The 18711-nt window shown below is 37.4% G+C and carries 17 protein-coding genes; 7 read left to right on the top strand and 10 right to left on the bottom strand.

The window, feature by feature from the left end; all coding sequences use genetic code 11:
- The first annotated feature begins 8 nt into the window (after positions 1-8).
- Positions 9-1259: an IS110 family RNA-guided transposase gene (locus tag ACZ48W_RS07250; protein ID WP_464827685.1), complete on the top strand. Its 1251-nt coding sequence runs from the start codon at positions 9-11 to the stop codon at positions 1257-1259.
- Positions 1260-1738: 479 nt separating this feature from the next.
- On the opposite strand, the gene ACZ48W_RS07245 is transcribed toward ACZ48W_RS07250, so the two are convergent.
- Genes ACZ48W_RS07245 through ACZ48W_RS07230 form a run of 4 tightly spaced genes read right to left on the bottom strand, consistent with a single transcriptional unit; the run spans position 1739 to position 5244 of the window.
- Entirely contained in the window at positions 1739-2908 is a 1170-nt protein-coding gene (locus ACZ48W_RS07245) for an NAD(P)/FAD-dependent oxidoreductase (protein WP_464827684.1), read from the bottom strand.
- 13 nt (positions 2909-2921) lie between these two features.
- The gene (locus ACZ48W_RS07240; RefSeq protein ID WP_464827683.1) at positions 2922-3110 is read right to left on the bottom strand and encodes a hypothetical protein; all 189 of its coding nucleotides are present in this window, start codon (positions 3108-3110) and stop codon (positions 2922-2924) included.
- 9 nt (positions 3111-3119) lie between these two features.
- Positions 3120-4568, bottom strand: a complete 1449-nt coding sequence (gene ccoG / locus ACZ48W_RS07235) for a cytochrome c oxidase accessory protein CcoG (protein WP_464827682.1) — start codon at positions 4566-4568, stop codon at positions 3120-3122.
- A 1-nt stretch (position 4569) separates the two neighbouring features.
- Entirely contained in the window at positions 4570-5244 is a 675-nt protein-coding gene (locus ACZ48W_RS07230; protein ID WP_464827681.1) for a recombinase family protein, read from the bottom strand.
- A gap of 161 nt (positions 5245-5405) precedes the next feature.
- On the opposite strand from ACZ48W_RS07230, the gene moaC reads away from it, so the two are divergent.
- The 3 genes from moaC (at position 5406) to ACZ48W_RS07215 (ending at position 6910) form a co-directional block, all read left to right on the top strand.
- Positions 5406-5876: a cyclic pyranopterin monophosphate synthase MoaC gene (moaC, locus tag ACZ48W_RS07225; RefSeq protein ID WP_464827680.1), complete on the top strand. Its 471-nt coding sequence runs from the start codon at positions 5406-5408 to the stop codon at positions 5874-5876.
- Positions 5860-6129, top strand: a complete 270-nt coding sequence (locus ACZ48W_RS07220) for an HP0495 family protein (protein ID WP_464827679.1) — start codon at positions 5860-5862, stop codon at positions 6127-6129. The genes moaC and ACZ48W_RS07220 overlap by 17 nt, the downstream gene beginning before the upstream one ends.
- 433 nt (positions 6130-6562) lie before the next feature.
- Entirely contained in the window at positions 6563-6910 is a 348-nt protein-coding gene (locus ACZ48W_RS07215) for a hypothetical protein (protein WP_464827678.1), read from the top strand.
- A 41-nt stretch (positions 6911-6951) separates the two neighbouring features.
- Here ACZ48W_RS07215 and ACZ48W_RS07210 read toward each other — a convergent pair whose 3' ends face one another.
- Positions 6952-8109 carry an IS256 family transposase gene (locus ACZ48W_RS07210; protein WP_464827677.1) on the bottom strand — a complete coding sequence of 386 codons (1158 nt, stop codon included), beginning with the start codon at positions 8107-8109 and terminating at the stop codon, positions 6952-6954.
- Between the two features lie 492 nt (positions 8110-8601).
- Positions 8602-8826 (bottom strand): hypothetical protein, encoded by a 225-nt coding sequence (locus ACZ48W_RS07205; RefSeq protein ID WP_464827676.1) that lies wholly within the window; start codon positions 8824-8826, stop codon positions 8602-8604.
- 155 nt (positions 8827-8981) lie between these two features.
- Here ACZ48W_RS07205 and ACZ48W_RS07200 point away from each other — a divergent pair, with 155 nt between their 5' ends.
- Positions 8982-12194, top strand: coding sequence for a choice-of-anchor I family protein (locus ACZ48W_RS07200; protein WP_464827675.1), 3213 nt, complete (start codon positions 8982-8984; stop codon positions 12192-12194).
- Positions 12195-12886: 692 nt separating this feature from the next.
- On the top strand, positions 12887-14347 hold the full coding sequence (gene thiI, locus ACZ48W_RS07195; protein WP_464827674.1) for a tRNA uracil 4-sulfurtransferase ThiI: 1461 nt from the start codon (positions 12887-12889) through the stop codon (positions 14345-14347).
- Here thiI and ACZ48W_RS07190 read toward each other — a convergent pair.
- Complete coding sequence (locus tag ACZ48W_RS07190; RefSeq protein WP_464827673.1) at positions 14335-15171, bottom strand: paraquat-inducible protein A; 837 nt, start codon at positions 15169-15171, stop codon at positions 14335-14337. The genes thiI and ACZ48W_RS07190 overlap by 13 nt on opposite strands.
- 24 nt (positions 15172-15195) lie before the next feature.
- Between ACZ48W_RS07190 and ACZ48W_RS07185 the strand changes: the two genes are divergently transcribed.
- On the top strand, positions 15196-15978 hold the full coding sequence (locus tag ACZ48W_RS07185; RefSeq protein WP_464827672.1) for an inositol monophosphatase family protein: 783 nt from the start codon (positions 15196-15198) through the stop codon (positions 15976-15978).
- On the opposite strand, the gene ACZ48W_RS07180 is transcribed toward ACZ48W_RS07185, so the two are convergent.
- The 3 genes from ACZ48W_RS07180 to glmM are packed head-to-tail and all read right to left on the bottom strand — an operon-like array spanning position 15970 to position 18700.
- On the bottom strand, positions 15970-16917 hold the full coding sequence (locus ACZ48W_RS07180) for an esterase-like activity of phytase family protein (RefSeq protein ID WP_464827671.1): 948 nt from the start codon (positions 16915-16917) through the stop codon (positions 15970-15972). The genes ACZ48W_RS07185 and ACZ48W_RS07180 overlap by 9 nt on opposite strands.
- Positions 16914-17363 carry a signal peptidase II gene (lspA, locus tag ACZ48W_RS07175; protein WP_464827670.1) on the bottom strand — a complete coding sequence of 150 codons (450 nt, stop codon included), beginning with the start codon at positions 17361-17363 and terminating at the stop codon, positions 16914-16916. The genes ACZ48W_RS07180 and lspA overlap by 4 nt, the downstream gene beginning before the upstream one ends.
- A complete protein-coding gene (gene glmM / locus ACZ48W_RS07170) occupies positions 17363-18700 on the bottom strand; it encodes a phosphoglucosamine mutase (RefSeq protein WP_464827669.1) in 1338 nt (445 codons plus the stop codon). Before glmM ends, lspA begins: the two co-directional genes overlap by 1 nt.
- Between the last annotated feature and the right edge of the window lie 11 nt (positions 18701-18711).

Raw genomic sequence — 18711 nt, 5'->3', positions numbered from 1 at the left:
ACGAAGCTATGAGAACTTTAAAACTAACACTCAAGGGGTTTAAAATGTATTATGTTGGAATTGATGTTGCTGAAAAAAAACATTATGTGTGCATCCTGGATGATGCTGGTGAATTTGCTGTAAAACCATTTTGGATCTATACGGATATTCTTGGGTTAAGAAGGCTGATTGAACAGTTTGCCAACCTGTCATTAGACAATGATGATTTTATTATTGGTATAGAATCAACAGGAGCTTTTTCTGAGAATTTGTATGAATATATTACAGACAATGACTACCAAGCCGTTTTGCTAAACGCTTATCAGACTGCCAAGTTTCGTGATTTCCGTACCATACGAAAAGTAAAGAATGATGCGATTGATGCCTATGTCATTGCGGAACTTTTATCTACCGGTAAATACAAAGAGAGTCATATCTCCAATGATGCCTATCATTCAGTCAAGGTATTAGGCAGAACCAAACGTTCACTGGAGAAGAAGATAAAAACCATCAAGAGGGAAATCTCTACTGTAATGGCGACTGTCAATCCTGAGATTGGCAGAGTATTTCCAAATATCTTTACCAAGACAGCACTTGCGATCATCAAAGTCTACCCTACTGCAATAGATATGCAAAAAGCTACGCCAAAGAAGCTGACTCGTCTATTCCGTCATATCAAAGGTAACAACTTCTCTGAAGATAAAGCCAAGTTCCTGATCGATCTTGCCAATACTTCAGTATATGCTGGTCGTGCCTATGAAGCCAGATCTCTAATGATCACTACTAATATTAGGATATTAGAGCTTTTATGTCAAGAAAAGAAGCATATTGAAGAACAAATCAAACAACTTATTACCGAAGAAATAAATACAATTGACAATTCTATTGAAAATCTCCAAAGTATACCCGGTATCTCAGATAAAACCATTTCTGCCATATTAGGAGAATGTGGAGATCTCAGGCGATTTGATTCAGCCAAAGCTTTTATTGGCTATCTTGGTCTTTATCCTACACAGTATCAATCTGGCAACTCCAATTCTATAGGCAGGCTTGCAAAAAGAGGCATACCTATTGCCAAACATGCACTTTATATGGCTGCAGTAGGATCTGTATTGCACAATCCTCAGCTAAACAAGATCTTTCGAGACAAAGTCTCTTCGGGTAAATCCAAGAAAGAAGCTTTAATCATTATCTCCAAGAAAATAGCAGCGATCATGTATTCCATAGTCAAACACAATGAACCTTATCAAGCCCATAGAGTATTTATCCCCAACAGGTAAATATTCCCGTTAGTTTTAGCACTTGTGAAAACAATGAGTTTTTAATGAACATTGACCAAATATTGTTTTAGTATCTATTTGATCATTTGAATATTCTTTTCAAATACTCAAATAATCCAACAGGATACCTCTGTCTATAAAAAACAGCTATTGGTTTAAGCTATTCTTTATAGGATGGTTTATTGTTTAAAGATTTTGAAATTTTACCGATTTAATATAAAACTTAGTATTATAATAAATATAAATTTATCTAATCATAATTCTGACTGATCTCAATCTTCTGTCAGAGCGTATAAAAAAGTAACCTGCAAAAGATTTTTCTGATCTTTCATGCATATATTGTTTTTAATAGCTAGTATGAATGATGCACTGTTGTTACTTGCTTTTCACCTCTCCAGACCTTCGCGGCTGCACTTCGTTACGACCGCTTCGGTTCCGCCACTAAAAACGTGAAGCAGTTCACGTTTTCTTAACGTGGCTCACATTCCAGGTATTCGAGGGATTTTTCCCAGTTTGGAGTTACGGCAGTACCAGCCCCAGCCTTTTTTCATCCAGTGACCGATCACTGGCATAGGAATCATCTTCCCACCTTTGTCATCTCTATGCACAAAGGCTGCACCGTTTCCGGTATCCATGACACAAAGTATATTGATATGCTCCAGATATCCCCTTTTCGAATCTATATTCTGTGCATGCTGAAAAATATTATATGCTACATTCCGAGCCATTACCTCAGCAACATGACCCTGTTTTGCTCTCCAGTCCGGTCCCATCAGAGATGCACTGTCCCCTATAGCATATATCCCTTCAAAACCTTCTACTTCATTATATTCGTTAGTTACAACAAAGCCTGCATCACTCAAAGGAAGCCCTGATGCTGCCACGATACTTTGTCCTGTACCTGCAGAAATGAACATTGTAAGATCGGATTCTATCTTTGTACCATCTTCAAAATGAATACCGTCAGCCTCAAAAGAGATGATTTTGGAACCTACTTTTTTATGAATATGTGTCATTTCAAACATTTTGTCCATCATTGCCACAGCACCATGCCCCATTTTTATACCGGGTTTTTCCATAGGTGCAAAAAAAGTAAGTTCAAAGTTCTCCCGCAAACCTTTTCGTTTCAGATAGGTATCTACATTAAATAAAACTTCAAACGCAGGCCCCCCGCGTACAGCAGAAGTATCTTTCGGGTTCCCGCCAAAGCCCATAGCGATCTTTCCGGAACCTTTCTGCACCAAGGCATCCAAACGTTTATACAATTCTGTTGCCTCTTCCGGTTTTCCGCAGATAGAGAGAGTATGTTCCATCCCTTTGTGTTGTATTTTATCCTGTCCCAGTGCCACGACGATATAATCATAACCCTCCAGCACACGGCTGCTCTGCAATATGACTTTTTTCTCTTTAGGCTCTATCTTGGTTACCGGGTCAATGATCAGTTTAAATCCGTGTACAAAGGCCAGTTTATCAAGAGGGACAGAGACATCCTCTTTCGCTGCCTCGCCTGTAGGGATCCAAATAGACGTAGGATAGATATAAAAATAGTCTCTATCACTCACAAGTGTGACATCAAGCTCTTGTTTTCTGAGATAGATCGCTGCTTCAACACCGGCAAATCCACCACCAAGTACCAATACTTTTGCCATCACTGACTCCTTATTAATATTTTATTATTTTAGAGTGCACCGGAATCTCATCACTGACACTGCTGTTCGCTTTTACAATACCATATACTGTACCTATAAGCAATCCTGAGAGAATAACGATCCAGACCATCATTCTTTTTTCTTTGCTTTCCTGTCCATTATAATCTTCTATTGTATCCAAAGTAGGTTCTCCATTATGCATGAGTACTCCTTACTTTTTAAGCATATCTGAACGAGGATAAACAAACACCGTATGTCTCTCTACTACGATATTCTCTTTGTCATCCGTTGCAAATGCCCTGATTGTCACAGGAATAGGCACATCTTTTCTTGCATTGTCTGCCAACTTTTCTTTTGTCCGTAAGACAACCACTTTTTTTCGTTTTTTCCCCGGAGCAATAGAGAAAGACTCTTTAGGTCTGCTGATCTCTATCTTATCATTATTTACAATTTCAAAATAGTAAGTATGTGGCTTGCTATCTGTGTTTGCAAATAAGAAAAGATAATCATTTTCTACTACACCATGATCCAGTACTTTGTAAAGTCTTGTTGTTTTATTGACATTTAAAAGCATATGTTCTTTTTTACTACCCATCGCAAACAGCGCCACAAGCACCAATACCAGCACTGTAAAATATGCTATGACTTTAGGTCTAAAGTAATTCGTCTTACCTTTCTGATAAATGACTTCATTTTCACTGGACCATCTCACAAGAGAAGGTTTTCCTAATGCACCCATCACAGTTGTACAGGCATCTACACACTCCAGACAATTGATACACTCAAGCTGAAGTCCTTTACGTATATCAATATGTGTAGGACATACCGTCACACAACTCTCACATGTCGTACACTCTGCTGTCGGATCAGCAGCCAGAAGATCTTTTGTTTTATCATATACCTTATGTCTGTCATATCCTTGTCCCTCATAAATATCACCCCCACGATGAGGATCATAAATAGCCATAACAGTATCATCATCATAAAGCACTGACTGTACACGGCTGTAAGGACAGATATAGATACAAAAATCCTCTTTGATAAATACTACATCAATAATAATAAAGAGTGCTATTCCTATCAGCATACCAAACAGCATCATATGCTCGCCAGGATTTTGCAAATATGCAAAAAACTCTTCAGGTGGAACAAAGAACCATAAAAAATCCGCTGCTGCGATAAATGCAAGAATAGACCAAAGTAAAATCGCGATCACTTTTTTTACCTGATTTTCAGGTTTGCTCATATCCGGATCTTTTTGCTTGTTTTTGATACGTTTTCTCAAGCCTAAAAGTTTTGTTTCTATCCCGTCTCTGTAAATAACCCTAAAAATAGTCTGGGGACAGGCCCATCCACACCATGCTCTACCGCCTACTGCTGTGACCGCAAAGATCCCCAGAAAAAGCAGCATAAGCAGAAACGGCATCAAATAGAGTTCCTGCATATCAAATGCAACACCTGCCAAGTGTAGTTTTTTATGATCAAAACTTAATAGAAAAAGATGATTCCCCCCGATAGTGATCCAAGGCATCACAAGAGCCATGATCGTTGCGACCACATATGCCCAATACCGCTTAATACGGTAAGGCACCCACCCCTTTAAATACTCTTTTGCCTGATTCTTCTTTGGTTTTGTCTCTTCATTCGTAATTGCTTCCATTTTACGATATCCTTTTTTCTTTTTGTTGTTTCTCTTGTTCAAACGGACATACCAACAGGGTATTATCCGTACCTGAAATATCTTGCGGCTGATTGATCTCCATCCAGGAACCTTCAACCAATTCTCTTATCCCTCTTGACACTATATAATCTTTCAAAGAACTTCGACTTACGCCTAACTCCCTTGCAATAGCACTCACATTCATCCCTTCTTTCAGTAAAGAGATGATCTGCGGCTGATACGCATCGAACTTAGAGGAAGAACGGCTTCCTTTCGGACGTCCTATCTTGTTTGATTTTGCTTTTTGTGCTTCACGAAGGTCATTCAGCAAGGGAAATATCTCTACTACTGTGGTCTCTTTGTTGATAAGCGTTTTTGCACTGGCGATATAAAGATCAATACTGTGACTTAACATACAATTAATGATCTTGATCAACTCTTCCGCACGATCACTTAACACGGAAAGTGTATCCACAACAAGACTGCTCCCCTCTTCAAGAGAGTGCATAAATTCTTCAAACTGTTTTCTCTCTTCTATGAGATGATTTTTGCTTGAATACTCTATAACCTCCTTCTCTATTTCCAGATTTTGAGCCAATGAAAACGAGAGGATATTACGCTGCTGCTCAGACATATTATTGTTGTCTGGCATTTGTCTTAAATACGCATAATTCATACTTCTCCTTTGTCATTTTGACAATTTTAACTTGGATGATGTTAAAATTAACTTATTTTTATATTAAAAACGTCACTTTAGGTCTTTTTTCGTCAAGATCGCTTTATTTACGTCATTTTTTATGCTAAAATAATTAAAATTTAAACTATGAGGATGCATTAGTGAACTTAACACATCTTGATGAACAGAATAAACCTAAAATGGTAGATGTTTCAGAAAAAGACAATACAACACGTATTGCAACGGCAAGCGGTATCATCGAGGTAGGTCAGCCTGCCTTTGATGCGGTTGTCGCCAACTCTGCAAAAAAAGGGCCCGTCCTTCAAACCGCTGTCATTGCAGCGATACAAGGAACAAAGCAGACAAGTACACTCATTCCTATGTGTCATCCGCTTATGCTTACTTCAGTCAAAACAGACATTGAAGAGTTGCCGGAACTGCCTGGTTTCAAACTTACTGTCACAGCCAAGCTTAACGGACAGACAGGTGTAGAAATGGAAGCACTGACCGGTGTAAGCATAGGATTACTTACTATTTATGATATGCTTAAAGCCATTGATAAAGGTATGGTGATAAGAAATGTACAATTAGAACAGAAATCAGGAGGGAACAGCGGTGATTTTAGACGATAAAACACAAGAAAAACCACAAATAGAATACCCGACCAATTGGGGATTTAAACTCATAGGCAGAGATAAAGAAACTCTGCTTGCCTGTATCAAAGAAGTGATGGGAGAGAAAGAGCACCTCTGTTCTCTTGGAAATCCATCAAGAACAGGAAAATTTCACAGTTACAATGCAAGCTGTATCGTAGAAAGCCAGGAAGAGCGGGACAGGCTTTTTAAATGCTTTCAGAACCATGATGATGTTGAGATGGTGATTTAATTCAAAATACTTTTTGAATTTTAGATACAATTACCTAACATATAATTAGTTTAGAAAAGTCCACCAACATGGTATCCACCAAAAGAGATAATGGGGACCAGATAATGGGGACAGGCTACTTTTACACATAAACTACAATTTTTTCAGTATATATTTTATGTATTATGGCGTAAATAAAAGTAGCTGAATAAGATTAATTCAGCCTGTCTCCTTTATGCCTTATAAGGTTTGCTAACAAGATTATTTAGATATCCCAACGTATTGAAAAATATGTGTGCTTGATATAATTTGTGTATAATATATTTACTTGGAAGTAAAAAAACATGTGATTAAAGATGATCCTCCCAAGTAAAAAATTGCGTTTATTATTTGAAGTGCTGGATGGGGAGCAGCGACTATATACTTCTCTATAATAAAAAGGTAAAGAAATTCAATGAAAAAAATATTATCAATTCTATCTATCCTATCCATTTTGGCTGTAGATACTTATGCAACAGCATATACTTGCGTAGGTGATAAAGATAAAGGTGCCATCATTTTGAGAGATGGTGATTATGGGATTACTGTGAGTTTTGAAGGTAGGCTATTGACTGGTGTGTGGAAAGGCTCTCAGGTTAATGATGATGGTAAAACTGTTAAATTGTTTTATCTTTATGGCGAAGACAATATCTGGGTAGAAGCACAAAATGATTTTAAAGAAACAAAAATAAAAGTTCATAATGATATGGAAAATATGTATATATTGGAACTTACGTGTAAACGGTACGATAATTTAAGGTAGCGTCAGAATATTTCTGTAATTTCATCTTCAGCTTTTTGTAATTATACCAAATTATCCCAATTAACATATTTTCTGGTGAGCCATTTTGCATTTGTTTCAATAGCCAAAGGTACTAAAAGTCTTAGTACTGAGCCATCATTAGGGAATGCACCGATTACTTTTGTTCGTCTTTTGATCTCCTTGTTAAATCGTTCCAGTATATTGGTAGAGTGTATTTTGCGTCTGTGTGTTTTAGGGAAAGTTAAAAACATACAAGCATCATAAAGATTGTTCATAAGAAACTCTGTCAATTTTGGATGAGTGTTTTCATAAGTTGCGATCATACCGTTAGCTTCAGAAGTTGCTTGTTCAAAAGTATCACATGAGAGTACATCATTGAGGTAGGCTAAAACTTCTTCCAAATCTTTTTTTGCTACAATCTTCATTAGGTTACGCTTTACGTGTACCGTACAAAACTGCCAGGATGAGCCGACGAAACTTTCCCTGGCAGCTTTTTTGATTCCCTTATGACCATCAGAGATAATCAGATCTACTTTTTCAATTCCTCGTTCTTTTAAGCCATCAAAAAAATCTGTATAGGTATCATAGGACTCACTCTCCATTGGGGCAATATCAAGTATTTCTCTCATCCCATTATCATTGACCCCAATAGCGACCATCACAGCTCTGGAAACAAATCGTACACCATCAAATACTTTAAGATATGTGGCATCAATATACAAATAGGGATAATAAGCATCAAGTGCAGAATACTTAAAGGTCGTGACAAGTTCATGTGAGAGCCTGCTTACGGTCTCATGACTTAGATCGATACCCAATTCACCCACAATGGATTCTACCTTTCTTGTTGAGACTCCCTTGAGATAACTTTCTACTACTATGGAGGCTAAAGCTTTATCAACTCTGGAATAATTTTCAAACAACTTTGTTTCAAATTTAGAGTTTCTGGCATACGGTCTTAAAAGATTCAATTCACCCAATGTAGTCTTTAACCGTCTCTCCTTAGAACCGTTTCGATAATCTTTACGGTCTTCATTCCTTTGACTTTTTTCAGCCCCTATAAAGGCTGCAAACTCTTTTTCAAGTACTGCATTGAGAAACATCTCTCCTATACGTCTAAAGCCCTCTTGCTTGTCTTGAAGCAGTAAAGGTGTAAACTCATTCATGTCAAATTCTATCTTGTCATTTTCTATTTTCATCTATCGTTTCCTTTTTTTATAAAACAATAGCTGATTTTTGAATTTACAGAACTTTTATGACACTACCATTATAAACTAGAAAAATTTAAATTTAAATTTAATTTTGGAGCATTAAGTATAAGAAAATATTTAAAAATTAAAATCGAATATGAAACTCTTAAATCATACATTTCAGATATTGAAGAAAATCAAGAAGATTATTTGATTAGAAAGACACTATATATTTCTTCTAGTAGTACAATATCAGAATCTCTGAAAGAAAATATTGCAATTATTAATCCGAATATCTTTAAATACAAAGACATGAAAGTTGCAATACAAGAGGAAGTTTAAAATAAAAATAATATATTTTTTTCTAATAAAGTTTCGATTTAAAATATTGGCAAACAATTAAAATTGATCAAACCTACTATTTTTAGGTATCAGGATATGAAGATTGTTATAAAGGGAAATGTGTAGCCATATACTCCTCGATACAATGGTAATCCTCCTCTAAGTATAGGAAGTATAGTGGTCGGGTGATAATGATAACTCCTCCTTATCACACCGCTCACAGCAGGCTGAGATATACCCAATACTTTTGTATTTCATATAGAAGCATATCAGCTCTTCAAAATATTCATAATCAGATGCTTCTTTAAAAACAACTCTTTGTTCTACACTTCTGTTGATAATATGCTGATACCCTGCTATCTCTATACGTGACCGTCTTGGCATGATTACTCCTTGGTTGGAGCATAAAGTAAGTTATCGTTATTGCTTGATACCTATACCGTTCTGGGAATTGCGAACTTTTAAGGACATTGTCTAACTGTTTTGTTTCCGTTTTGTTTCCATAGCATAATAAAATACAAAAAAAAGGATATACAACAATGAAGCAAAACATTCTCCCTCTTAGTATAGTAACATCTGCTATACTCTTTTTCAATGCTTGTGACAGCAATAATACAGATACAGAACAAGAATACTCACTCTCTTTGTTTCATATAAATGATACACACTCACATCTTGACAGTGAATCATCAAGTTTCTATCTTGATGATGGGACAAAAGTTTATTATGATGCTGGTGGATATGCTAGAGTTGCTACAAAAATACAGGAACTTAGAAGTCAACATTCAAACTCTTTAACACTTAATGCGGGAGATGTTTTCCAAGGAACACTTTACTATACACTTTTTAAAGGTGAAGCAGATGCAAAAATGCTTAATGCCATTGGCTTTGATGCCTATACCTTGGGAAACCATTCATTTGATGATGGTGATAATGCCCTTAAAACCTTTTTAGATAGACTAGATGACAATATATCTGTTTTGAGTGCGAATATAGTACCAATAGATGGAAATATTTTACAAAACAGTTTCAGCCCATATACTATAAAAGAGGTTGGAGGTGAAAAAATAGGTATTATTGGTATCACAACTTCTCAAAAGACAAGAGATTCTTCAAATCCAAGTGATGAGATAGAGTTTTTAGATGAACTGGAAACTGCCCAAAAATATATAGATGAGCTTAGCAATCAAAGTGTAGATAAAATTATTCTTCTTACACATCAGGGCTTTTCTGCAGACAAAGAAATGGCAGCAAAACTTAGAGGTGTTGATGTTATAGTTGGCGGTGATTCACATACATATCTTGGAAATTTTTCAAATTTTGCTTCTAGTGAAGAGGCTTACCCTTATGAGGCAACGAATGCAGATGGCGAAAAAGTTTGTATAGCACAAGCAGGACAATATGCAAAAATAGTTGGTGATCTTGAAGTTGAATTTAATGCAAATGGTATAGTACAAGAGTGTGGCGGTGAAGCTTACATGCTCATTGGAGATACTTTTACACAAAAAGATGCTGATGGAAACTATGTTGCACTAAGTAGCGAGGTAAAAGATCAGGTTGATAATATTATTGAACAAACTGGCGTTGAAATAGTTTCACAAGATGCAGCTATAAACTCTATGATACAGGAGTATAAAGATCAAGTAGATGCTCAAAAAGAAACCGTTATAGGCAGTGCTAAAAGTGACTTACGACATATAAGAATTCCTGGTGTTGATTATGGAGATATAAACGGTACACTCTTGCCTCTTGGAAGTGAAATAGCACCAATTGTCGCAAAGTCGTTTTACGAGTTAAGCAATCTTGCTGATGCTTGTATTCAAAATGCCGGTGGAGTTCGCATCACTGTGAACGAAGGCAATATCACTATAGGTACAGCTTATGAACTTCTTCCGTTTTCCAATACACTTTTTGAAATTAATATGAAAGGAAGTGAGATCAAACAAGTGCTTGAAGATGCACTTGCTAACTATATTGACAATGGTGGTTCAAGCGGATCTTTTCCTTATGCTTATGCTCTGAGATACGATATAGATGAAAATAATCCTGCAAATGAAAGAGTAAGTAATTTAGAAATTATGGACAGAGAGACGAAAGAGTGGTCAGCTATTGATATGGATACAATGTATACAATAGTCACAAACAGCTATATTGCAGGTGGAAAAGATGGATACACAACATTTGCAACTGTTCAAGAAGAGAGAGGTACAGGAGTAGATACTTATCTTGATTATGCTATGAGCTTTGTAACGTATGTTGAGAATAAAGCTGAAAACAACGAGGGTATTGAAAAACTTTCTCCTGATGAACATTGTATAAAAAATTTCAATTCATCTCTTGTAAAAGTTGCTAGCTTCAACACAACTACGGAAGCAGCAGCAGAAATTGTTGCGTATGATAAAACAAGCAAAAGAATGTTTGTAACGAATGGGGCTGTAAACAAAATTGATATTATTGATATTTCAGATATTAAAACACCAAAATTAGTATCCCAGATAGATCTGTCACCATACGGAACGGGTGTAAACTCTGTAGCAGTAAAAAACGAAAGCGTTGCGGTTGCGGTGCAGAATGGTAACGATACTGTTGGCTTAAAACAACTAAAAGGTAAAGTCGTCTTTTTTGATACAGATGGAGAATATGATAAAAATGTAACTGTTGGATATCTTCCAGATATGCTAACATTCAACGAAGACGGAACAAAAATAATTGTAGCAAACGAAGGTGAACCAAATGATGACTATAGTATCGATCCTATAGGTTCTGTTGGAATTATCAATGTTTCAGACGGCTCATATACAGATATAAACTTCTCATCAGTTGCCCTTACAGATGCAGATGATTCGACTCCTGTAAGACTTGGTGATACACCTAGTGATGACCAGGAAAAAGATATAGAGCCTGAATATATAGCAGTAAGTGGAGATTATGCTTATATTACATTGCAGGAGAATAATGCAATCGCAAAAGTCAATCTAACAGATAGTTCAATAGAGCTGGTGAAATCTCTTGGTGCCAAAGCTTGGACTCCTGAGAGTGGCAATACAATAGATATTGAAGAAGAAGGCAAAATCATAAGAAAATCATACAAAGAGCTCTATGGTCTTTATATGCCTGACAGCATCGTATCATACACACCAGATAACTCAACATATCTTTTGACTGCCAATGAGGGTGACGGTAGAGAGTATGGGGATTTTAACGATGAATCAAAAATCTCTAAACTTGATTTAGATAGTGCTATAGCAAATGACTATGAAGATGAGAACGATTTAAAAGTTGTAGTAGACATGGGAGATACCGATGGCGATGGTGACTACGATAAACTTTACAGCTACGGTGCTAGAAGTTTTTCTATCTGGGATGAGAATGCAAATTTGGTATTTGACAGTGGAGATGAGATTGAGGAAAAAATCGCACTTTATGAGCCAGAACTTTTTAATCAAGATGATGGTGAAATGGATGGAAGAAGTGGTAATAAAGGTGGAGAACCTGAAGCACTTGCAGTTGGAACAGTAGGAGATAAAACATATGCATTTGTAGGACTTGAGAGACAAAGTGCTATTTTGGTTTATGACATCACTGATATCAATAATGTAAAATTTGTGGCATATCACAGAGCTGAAATTGAAGATGATATCTCTCCTGAAGGAATGAAGTTTATACCAGCAGAAGAGTCACCAAATGGTAAAGCATTACTTTTAGTCTCTTATGAAATGAGTGGTTCAACTGCAATTTATGAGGTGAAATAAATAGAAGAGAGTTTATAAAAATATCAGCATTAAGCGCTACGGCACTCTTTATCTCTACATCTGTAAGTGGATGCGGAGATGAAAATACTTTAAATAATTACACAGATGTTGTATTCTATCATGGTGTAGCAAATGGAGATCCTCTTGTTGACAAGGTTGTCTGTTAAGGAGTATTTAGGTACGAAAGTTAAGATTTTTTTATTATATACTTTATGTATTATGGCGTAAATAAAAGTAGCTGAACAAGATTAATTCAGCCTGTTCCCTTTATGCTTGTATGACCGTGTCTGCTGAGAGAAATCTTCCAAGGGCAGTTTATAAACTTTTTTATTTTCATATTAGAGTATGGGTTACCACGTGCAACGTGGGAACGAGAAAAGATACCTGCATTTAAAATAACAAGATCAAACGAGTGTTTGTCGATGAACTCTTTAATACGGATCTGTATCATAAAAGTTTGACTAAAATCAAAAGGAAAAAAGAAAAAATGAGGATCATGGTCAAGCTCTTTCGGGAAACTTCTCCCTATGGCATAGACATTGTCTCCTTTGGACAGATACTCTTTAGCAAATGCGCTTCGCCAAGTTCCGAGCCGATATCTGGAATAAGTATATTCTTCTCAACCCATACATATTGTTTCAAGCCTTAGTCCTCTTGTGTTATAATGTTCTTTAAAAACAAGGCTATAAATCGTGGAATTCACATCAGTCAATACACAGAAATTTATCTTAAAACTCTTTCCTGAAATCATGGTGAAAGGCTCTTCTGCCAAAAGACAGATGGTGGGACAACTCTACAATAACCTCATAAAACTCTTAAAAATATACAGCCCTGAAATTAAAGTTAAAAAATTTAGCGATAAAATAGAAGTCGTTACCCCCACGGATGTACTTACAGAGGTACGACAAACCCTGTTACACACTCCCGGCATAGAACAGGTACTTGAAGCTTTACAGTTTGATGGCATGGATGAACTCTCAGACATTAAAGTAAAAGTTGCAGAAGTGATGGCAAAAGAGGTGGAAGGCAAAACCTTTGTGATCCGTGCAAAACGTACAGGTACACACTCCTTCAACTCTACAGAAATGGAGCAGACAGTTGGAGGGTATATGCTGGCACACTGCAATGCAAAAGGCGTAGACCTGCATCAGCCGGAAGTAACAGTGCGCATAGAACTCATTAACAAACAACTCAACATCATCACCACCAAACATGCAGGACTCGGTGGTTTTCCTATAGGTACACAAGGAGACATTCTTTCTCTTATGTCTGGTGGTTTTGACTCTACAGTAGCCAGTTATCTGACGATGAAACGCGGGATAAAAACCCACTTTATTTTCTTTAACCTTGGGGGTATCGCTCATGAAATAGGAGTAAAACAGGTTGCATTCTACCTTTGGTCGAAGTATGGTGCTTCACATCGTGTCTCTTTTATCTCTGTACCTTTTGATAAAGTCATAGAAGAGATATTCCGTTCTACCCATGAAACATATATGGGAGTTACCCTTAAACGCCTCATGCTCATGGCAGCAGAAAAGATCGCTGATTCCATGGAGATAGATGCACTTGTAACGGGTGAGAGTGTTGCACAGGTCTCCAGTCAGACACTGCGTAACCTGGCTCTTATAGACCAAGTTTCCAATAAACTTATCCTGCGCCCGCTGGCAACAATGAATAAACCGGATATCATCAATATAGCCAATGAAATAGGCACCCGCCGATTTGCAGAAAATATGCCGGAGTATTGCGGTGTCATCTCCAAGAATCCCATTGTACACGGTTCGTACAAACGTATGGAAAAAGAAGCCAAACGTTTTAATTACACTGTACTGGACAAAGCTGTGGAAGACTCTGTTAAGATTTATGTTGATGAGATCATAGATGATGTAAGCAACGCAGCCCCGATAGAAGTAATACATGATCTGACCAAAGGAGAATATGTTGTCATAGATATTCGTGCTGAAGAGGAGTGCATTACTACGCCTTGCAAATGTATTAAGATACCTTTTTATAAACTCAAAACAGAGTTTAAAAAATTACCACAGGACAAAGAGTACCTGCTCTACTGTGAAAAAGGTATTATGAGCCAACTGCATGCACAATACTTACGCGACTCGGAGTCACGTGAAAATGTAAGGGTTTACAGACCCTGATCATTGATTGCTTTGCTCCTGTGCAACATCCTGTCTGCACTCAGACTCACCAACATAGAGACGATCACATATGCAAGGAAAAAGTAAAGCCCCACCTCAACCTCTGCACGACTTACATCTCCTTTGTTTGCAGTAAGATAGACTAAAAAAGTCGCCACCACAAAGACATCTACCATCGACCATTTTCCTATCATCTTAAAAAATGTCACGATACCATGAGCAAATTTACTATCTTTAAAGAGAGAAACAAAAAGTAACGAGAGTGTTTTAACCATAGGTATACATACAGAGAAAAGCAATATGGCTATCGCCACTACAATATCTCCGCTTCCAAAAAGTTTTTCAATAGAACCAATGACTCCTTTGGATTCAAATGAAAGTACCACATCACCCAAATACTCCACTTCTTTGTGAATAGTCACCATCATAACAGGAGTGATCAGTCCAAACACCAACGTCACCAATGCAGCTAAAGAACCAAAAAAAGTAAATACCCGTAAAGAGATCAAGAAATAGCTCCCCAGTATTCCAAGAAGCCACAGTATAAAATAGAGTGTATACACTTGACTCTTCTTTTTGTGAATCTTTTGTTCTACTCTCAATTTTTCAAGATTGTCTTTTTTACCATTTTTGTAAAGTCCTAAAGAGAAGCGTTCGGCAAGCTCTTTAAGCTGAAATTCTGCCAATTTCTTTGCACTCATATGACTCACAAGTAATGCCGTTGCTCTTTCATATGCTTTTGCCTGAGTATAGGCTTTTGAACCAAAAAACACCATCATGCCCAAAAGAAGTATTAATATAGTATAGAGTAACTGTTTTTTCATAGGGAGATTATACTATACTTTATTATGGATAATAAAATAGAAATACTTAAACAGATAGCAAAAGATGCGGGAAAAATAGTTAAAGAAGGCTACCATACATCAAAAGAGATAACCCATAAAGGTGTTGTTGATCTCGTTACGGAGTATGATGTCAAAACAGAGAACTTCATCTTAAAAGAACTTAAAAAATATTTTCCGGACTACACCCTTGTCGGTGAAGAGAGTCACAAAGGTAACTACCATTACAACAAGGCTATCTATATAGACCCCATAGATGGCACCACAAATTTCATCCACGGTATACCTTATCTTGCTATATCTCTAGGAGTATGGGAAGGAGGAAACCCTGTAATGGCTGTAGTGTATAACCCCGTCTTGGAAGAGATGTTCTGGGCAGTCAAAGGTAAAGGATCTTACTGTAATGGAAGTAAACTAGCCGTAAGCAAACAAGACAAACTCCAACAGTCCCTCATCGCTACAGGATTCCCTTATGCAAAAGTCAACCAAGGTATCGAATACCACTGGGTTATCAACTGCATAACAAATCTACTACCACACATCAGAGACATACGCCGTTTAGGTGCTGCTTCTGTTGACCTCTGCTACTTAGCGAAAGGTAAGTTCGATGCTTTTTATGAGATAGACTTAAAACCGTGGGATGTTGCCGGAGGAATACTCATACTTTTAGAAGCGGGTGGCAAAGTTTCCAATGTACATGGAAAAACATTTGATTTTGATGATAAAAGCATCATCGCCAGTAATGGAAAAGTACATGAACAACTACTGGGATACCTCGAGCTAATCTAGTACCTCAAAATAAATTAAAAGTGTTTTCTGAAAAAAGTTATCATTGTCATCACTGATCATCACATAACGATGGGGGCCTACTTTTGCCAAACCTTCAAAATTATCAATATTCCACCCTTTATGGCTGTTCATCTTTACTATAACCTTACTTCTGCATACCCCTTTTTTACACTGTTTTAAATACACTTTTTTCAATGTTACCACAAAAGGGTTCAGTAATCCCGTATACGAGCGTTCAAGAACAAGCACATTCCCGTCATCCATCACTTCTATGGCAGAGACAGCACTTTTCGCTTCCGGTTCTGCTTTAAAATGCCACTCTTTTCCGCTCAAAGCATAGATCGTATGTATTTTCTTATCATCTCTTTTCAAAGGCCATTCGGCAGCAGTCAATATACCATATTGTGGATGCCAGGCAAGGGCTTCAAGAGATTTGTTTTTACTGCGGTAATTTTTGGTATCTCTTAATTTTTTAGGCAAATGGTATTTTTGTATCAGATGTCCATATTTCTTGGAATTTTTATGGAAGCAGGCTATTTTTGCTTTTCCTTCAAAAGAGATAAGAAGCCTTCCTCTTCCGTCAAGCGTCATTCCTTCACTGTCCCGGCGCCATTTTTTAAATTTCTTACCGTTCTTTTTTCTAAGTTTTACAGAGGAAAGTGCCTCTAATTCTTCTATCGTTTCCATGAATTTGGCTTTAAAAACAAAAAGCTTTCCTTCATCACTCACCATATACAGTTTTTTAGATTGCCGGTGATAGGCAATATCTGAGATCTCAGAAAATGTTATACCGCCAATAGATTCAAAAGAGAGTTGCTTCTGGTCAAGAATCCGGATACCCGTCCAATGATCCTCTCCCTGATCCGGAATAATATTGACAGAAGAAACACCTCCGTAGAGCCATCCGAGGCAAAGTATAAAAACAAGGAACTTTCTCATTTTGCCTGAGATTTTTCAGGGAAAAAATATACCCCGATAACGATCCATACAACCGCAATATCTATAGCAACATCCGCATAATTGAATACTGCAAAGTTAAACCCGCAATGCCATGCGACATAATCAACCACTCCACCATGTACAAAACGGTCATACACATTACCCAGCGCTCCGCCTATAAGCAGCCCTGTCGGGAAAGCATATCGTTTAATATAACCTTCCGAAAAAACATAATAAAGTATTGCAATGATCAAAAGACTCTGTATCCATTTCAAATAAGGACCGATAAAAGAGAACATGGAAAAAGCAACACCTTTATTATAATGCAGCTCCAGGTCTATACATGTACCTGCATGATAATAGCCTTCAAGAAAAAGCGACTTGATATTCTGATCGATAATGAATGTCCCCAATACAACAATCAGAAAGACAGCAACTTCCCGCATTAAACCAGCTCTCCCTGAAAGAAACGCACACACTCTTCCATCATTGCCTCAAGCTTTGCTTCATCTTTGCCTTCAAGTAAGAGGCGTATCTTGTTTTCCGTACCCGAATATCGGAAAAGATGTCGCATACCTAAGCTCTCAACTTTTTCTTTCAGAAGATCCAGCCCCTTGATCGTTTCAAATTCTCTCTTCTCTTCTACCCATAAATTTACCAGTAGTTGAGGAGATGATTCATAAGGATTAAATGCTTCACTGGCCTTCTGTTCTGTACTTACCAAATATGCCAATGCCTGTAAAGCACTCGAAATACCATCTCCTGTTTTTGCATAATCAGAAAAAATAATATGTCCACTCTGCTCACCACCGAAGTTCATACCGTTTGCCTGCATCATCTCTACCACATTTTTATCCCCTACTGCAGATCTTAAAAGTTTCAGACCTTGTCCTGAAAGATACTCATCAAGCCCTTGATTGCTCATTACAGTAGCGACCATACCTCCACCTTTCAGTGTTCCTTGATCTTGAAGATACACTGCAAGAACACCCATCAGTTTATCTCCATCGATCACTTCTCCTTTTTCATCTACCATGACCAGCCTGTCTGCATCACCATCAAGTGCGATCCCTATATCCGCCCGAGACTCCAATACTGCTTTGCCCAGATTTTCAGGATACATTGCACCACAGCCTTCATTGATATTGAATCCATCCGGTTTAGCTCCTATAACGATGACATCAGCACCCAATTCCTGGAAAATGGTAGGACCGACAATATAACCTGCGCCATTTGCACAATCTATTACTATACGCTTTCCGAAGAGTGTCAACGGTTTGGGAAATGAGTTCTTGATATGTACAATATAACGACCTATCACATCATCGATTCTTTTTGATTTTCCTATAGATCTGCCTGTAGCCTGTGCCGCATTTATTGCTTCATCATCTTCATAGATCGTCTCAATCTTTTCTTCCTCATCACGATTAAGTTTATTACCCTCTCCATCAAAGAATTTGATTCCATTGTCATAATACGGGTTATGGCTTGCCGAAATCATAATACCGGCATCACAGCGCATATTCTCTGTTAAAAAGGCAATGGCCGGTGTGGGCATAGGACCAACCTGGATCACATCGAAACCTACTGCAGTCAATCCAGAAACAATGGCATTTTCAATCATATAACCACTTCGTCTTGTATCTTTTCCTACCAGGATCTTATTGGTTTTTCTAAACTGCTTAAAGTAAATTCCTGTTGCCATCGCCAATTTCATAGCATTAACTGCATTTACTTTTTTACCTGCTTTCCCGCGTACGCCATCTGTTCCAAAAAGTGTCACAATAATTTCCT

This window comes from Sulfurovum aggregans (genome assembly GCF_055385215.1).
This window is presented reverse-complemented; position numbering and strand designations above follow the sequence as displayed.

What these genes read in the sequence shown, in the direction of transcription:
- ACZ48W_RS07190 (WP_464827673.1), bottom strand. Translation starts at nt 15,171, where the DNA reads ATGAAAAAACAGTTACTCTATACTATATTAATACTTCTTTTGGGCATG.
- ACZ48W_RS07200 (WP_464827675.1), top strand. Translation starts at nt 8,982, where the DNA reads ATGAAGCAAAACATTCTCCCTCTTAGTATAGTAACATCTGCTATACTC.
- ACZ48W_RS07215 (WP_464827678.1), top strand. Translation starts at nt 6,563, where the DNA reads ATGAAAAAAATATTATCAATTCTATCTATCCTATCCATTTTGGCTGTA.
- ccoG (WP_464827682.1), bottom strand. Translation starts at nt 4,568, where the DNA reads ATGGAAGCAATTACGAATGAAGAGACAAAACCAAAGAAGAATCAGGCA.
- ACZ48W_RS07180 (WP_464827671.1), bottom strand. Translation starts at nt 16,917, where the DNA reads ATGAGAAAGTTCCTTGTTTTTATACTTTGCCTCGGATGGCTCTACGGA.
- lspA (WP_464827670.1), bottom strand. Translation starts at nt 17,363, where the DNA reads ATGCGGGAAGTTGCTGTCTTTCTGATTGTTGTATTGGGGACATTCATT.
- ACZ48W_RS07205 (WP_464827676.1), bottom strand. Translation starts at nt 8,826, where the DNA reads ATGCCAAGACGGTCACGTATAGAGATAGCAGGGTATCAGCATATTATC.
- ACZ48W_RS07240 (WP_464827683.1), bottom strand. Translation starts at nt 3,110, where the DNA reads ATGCATAATGGAGAACCTACTTTGGATACAATAGAAGATTATAATGGA.
- ACZ48W_RS07185 (WP_464827672.1), top strand. Translation starts at nt 15,196, where the DNA reads ATGGATAATAAAATAGAAATACTTAAACAGATAGCAAAAGATGCGGGA.
- ACZ48W_RS07210 (WP_464827677.1), bottom strand. Translation starts at nt 8,109, where the DNA reads ATGAAAATAGAAAATGACAAGATAGAATTTGACATGAATGAGTTTACA.
- ACZ48W_RS07250 (WP_464827685.1), top strand. Translation starts at nt 9, where the DNA reads ATGAGAACTTTAAAACTAACACTCAAGGGGTTTAAAATGTATTATGTT.
- ACZ48W_RS07245 (WP_464827684.1), bottom strand. Translation starts at nt 2,908, where the DNA reads ATGGCAAAAGTATTGGTACTTGGTGGTGGATTTGCCGGTGTTGAAGCA.
- ACZ48W_RS07230 (WP_464827681.1), bottom strand. Translation starts at nt 5,244, where the DNA reads ATGAATTATGCGTATTTAAGACAAATGCCAGACAACAATAATATGTCT.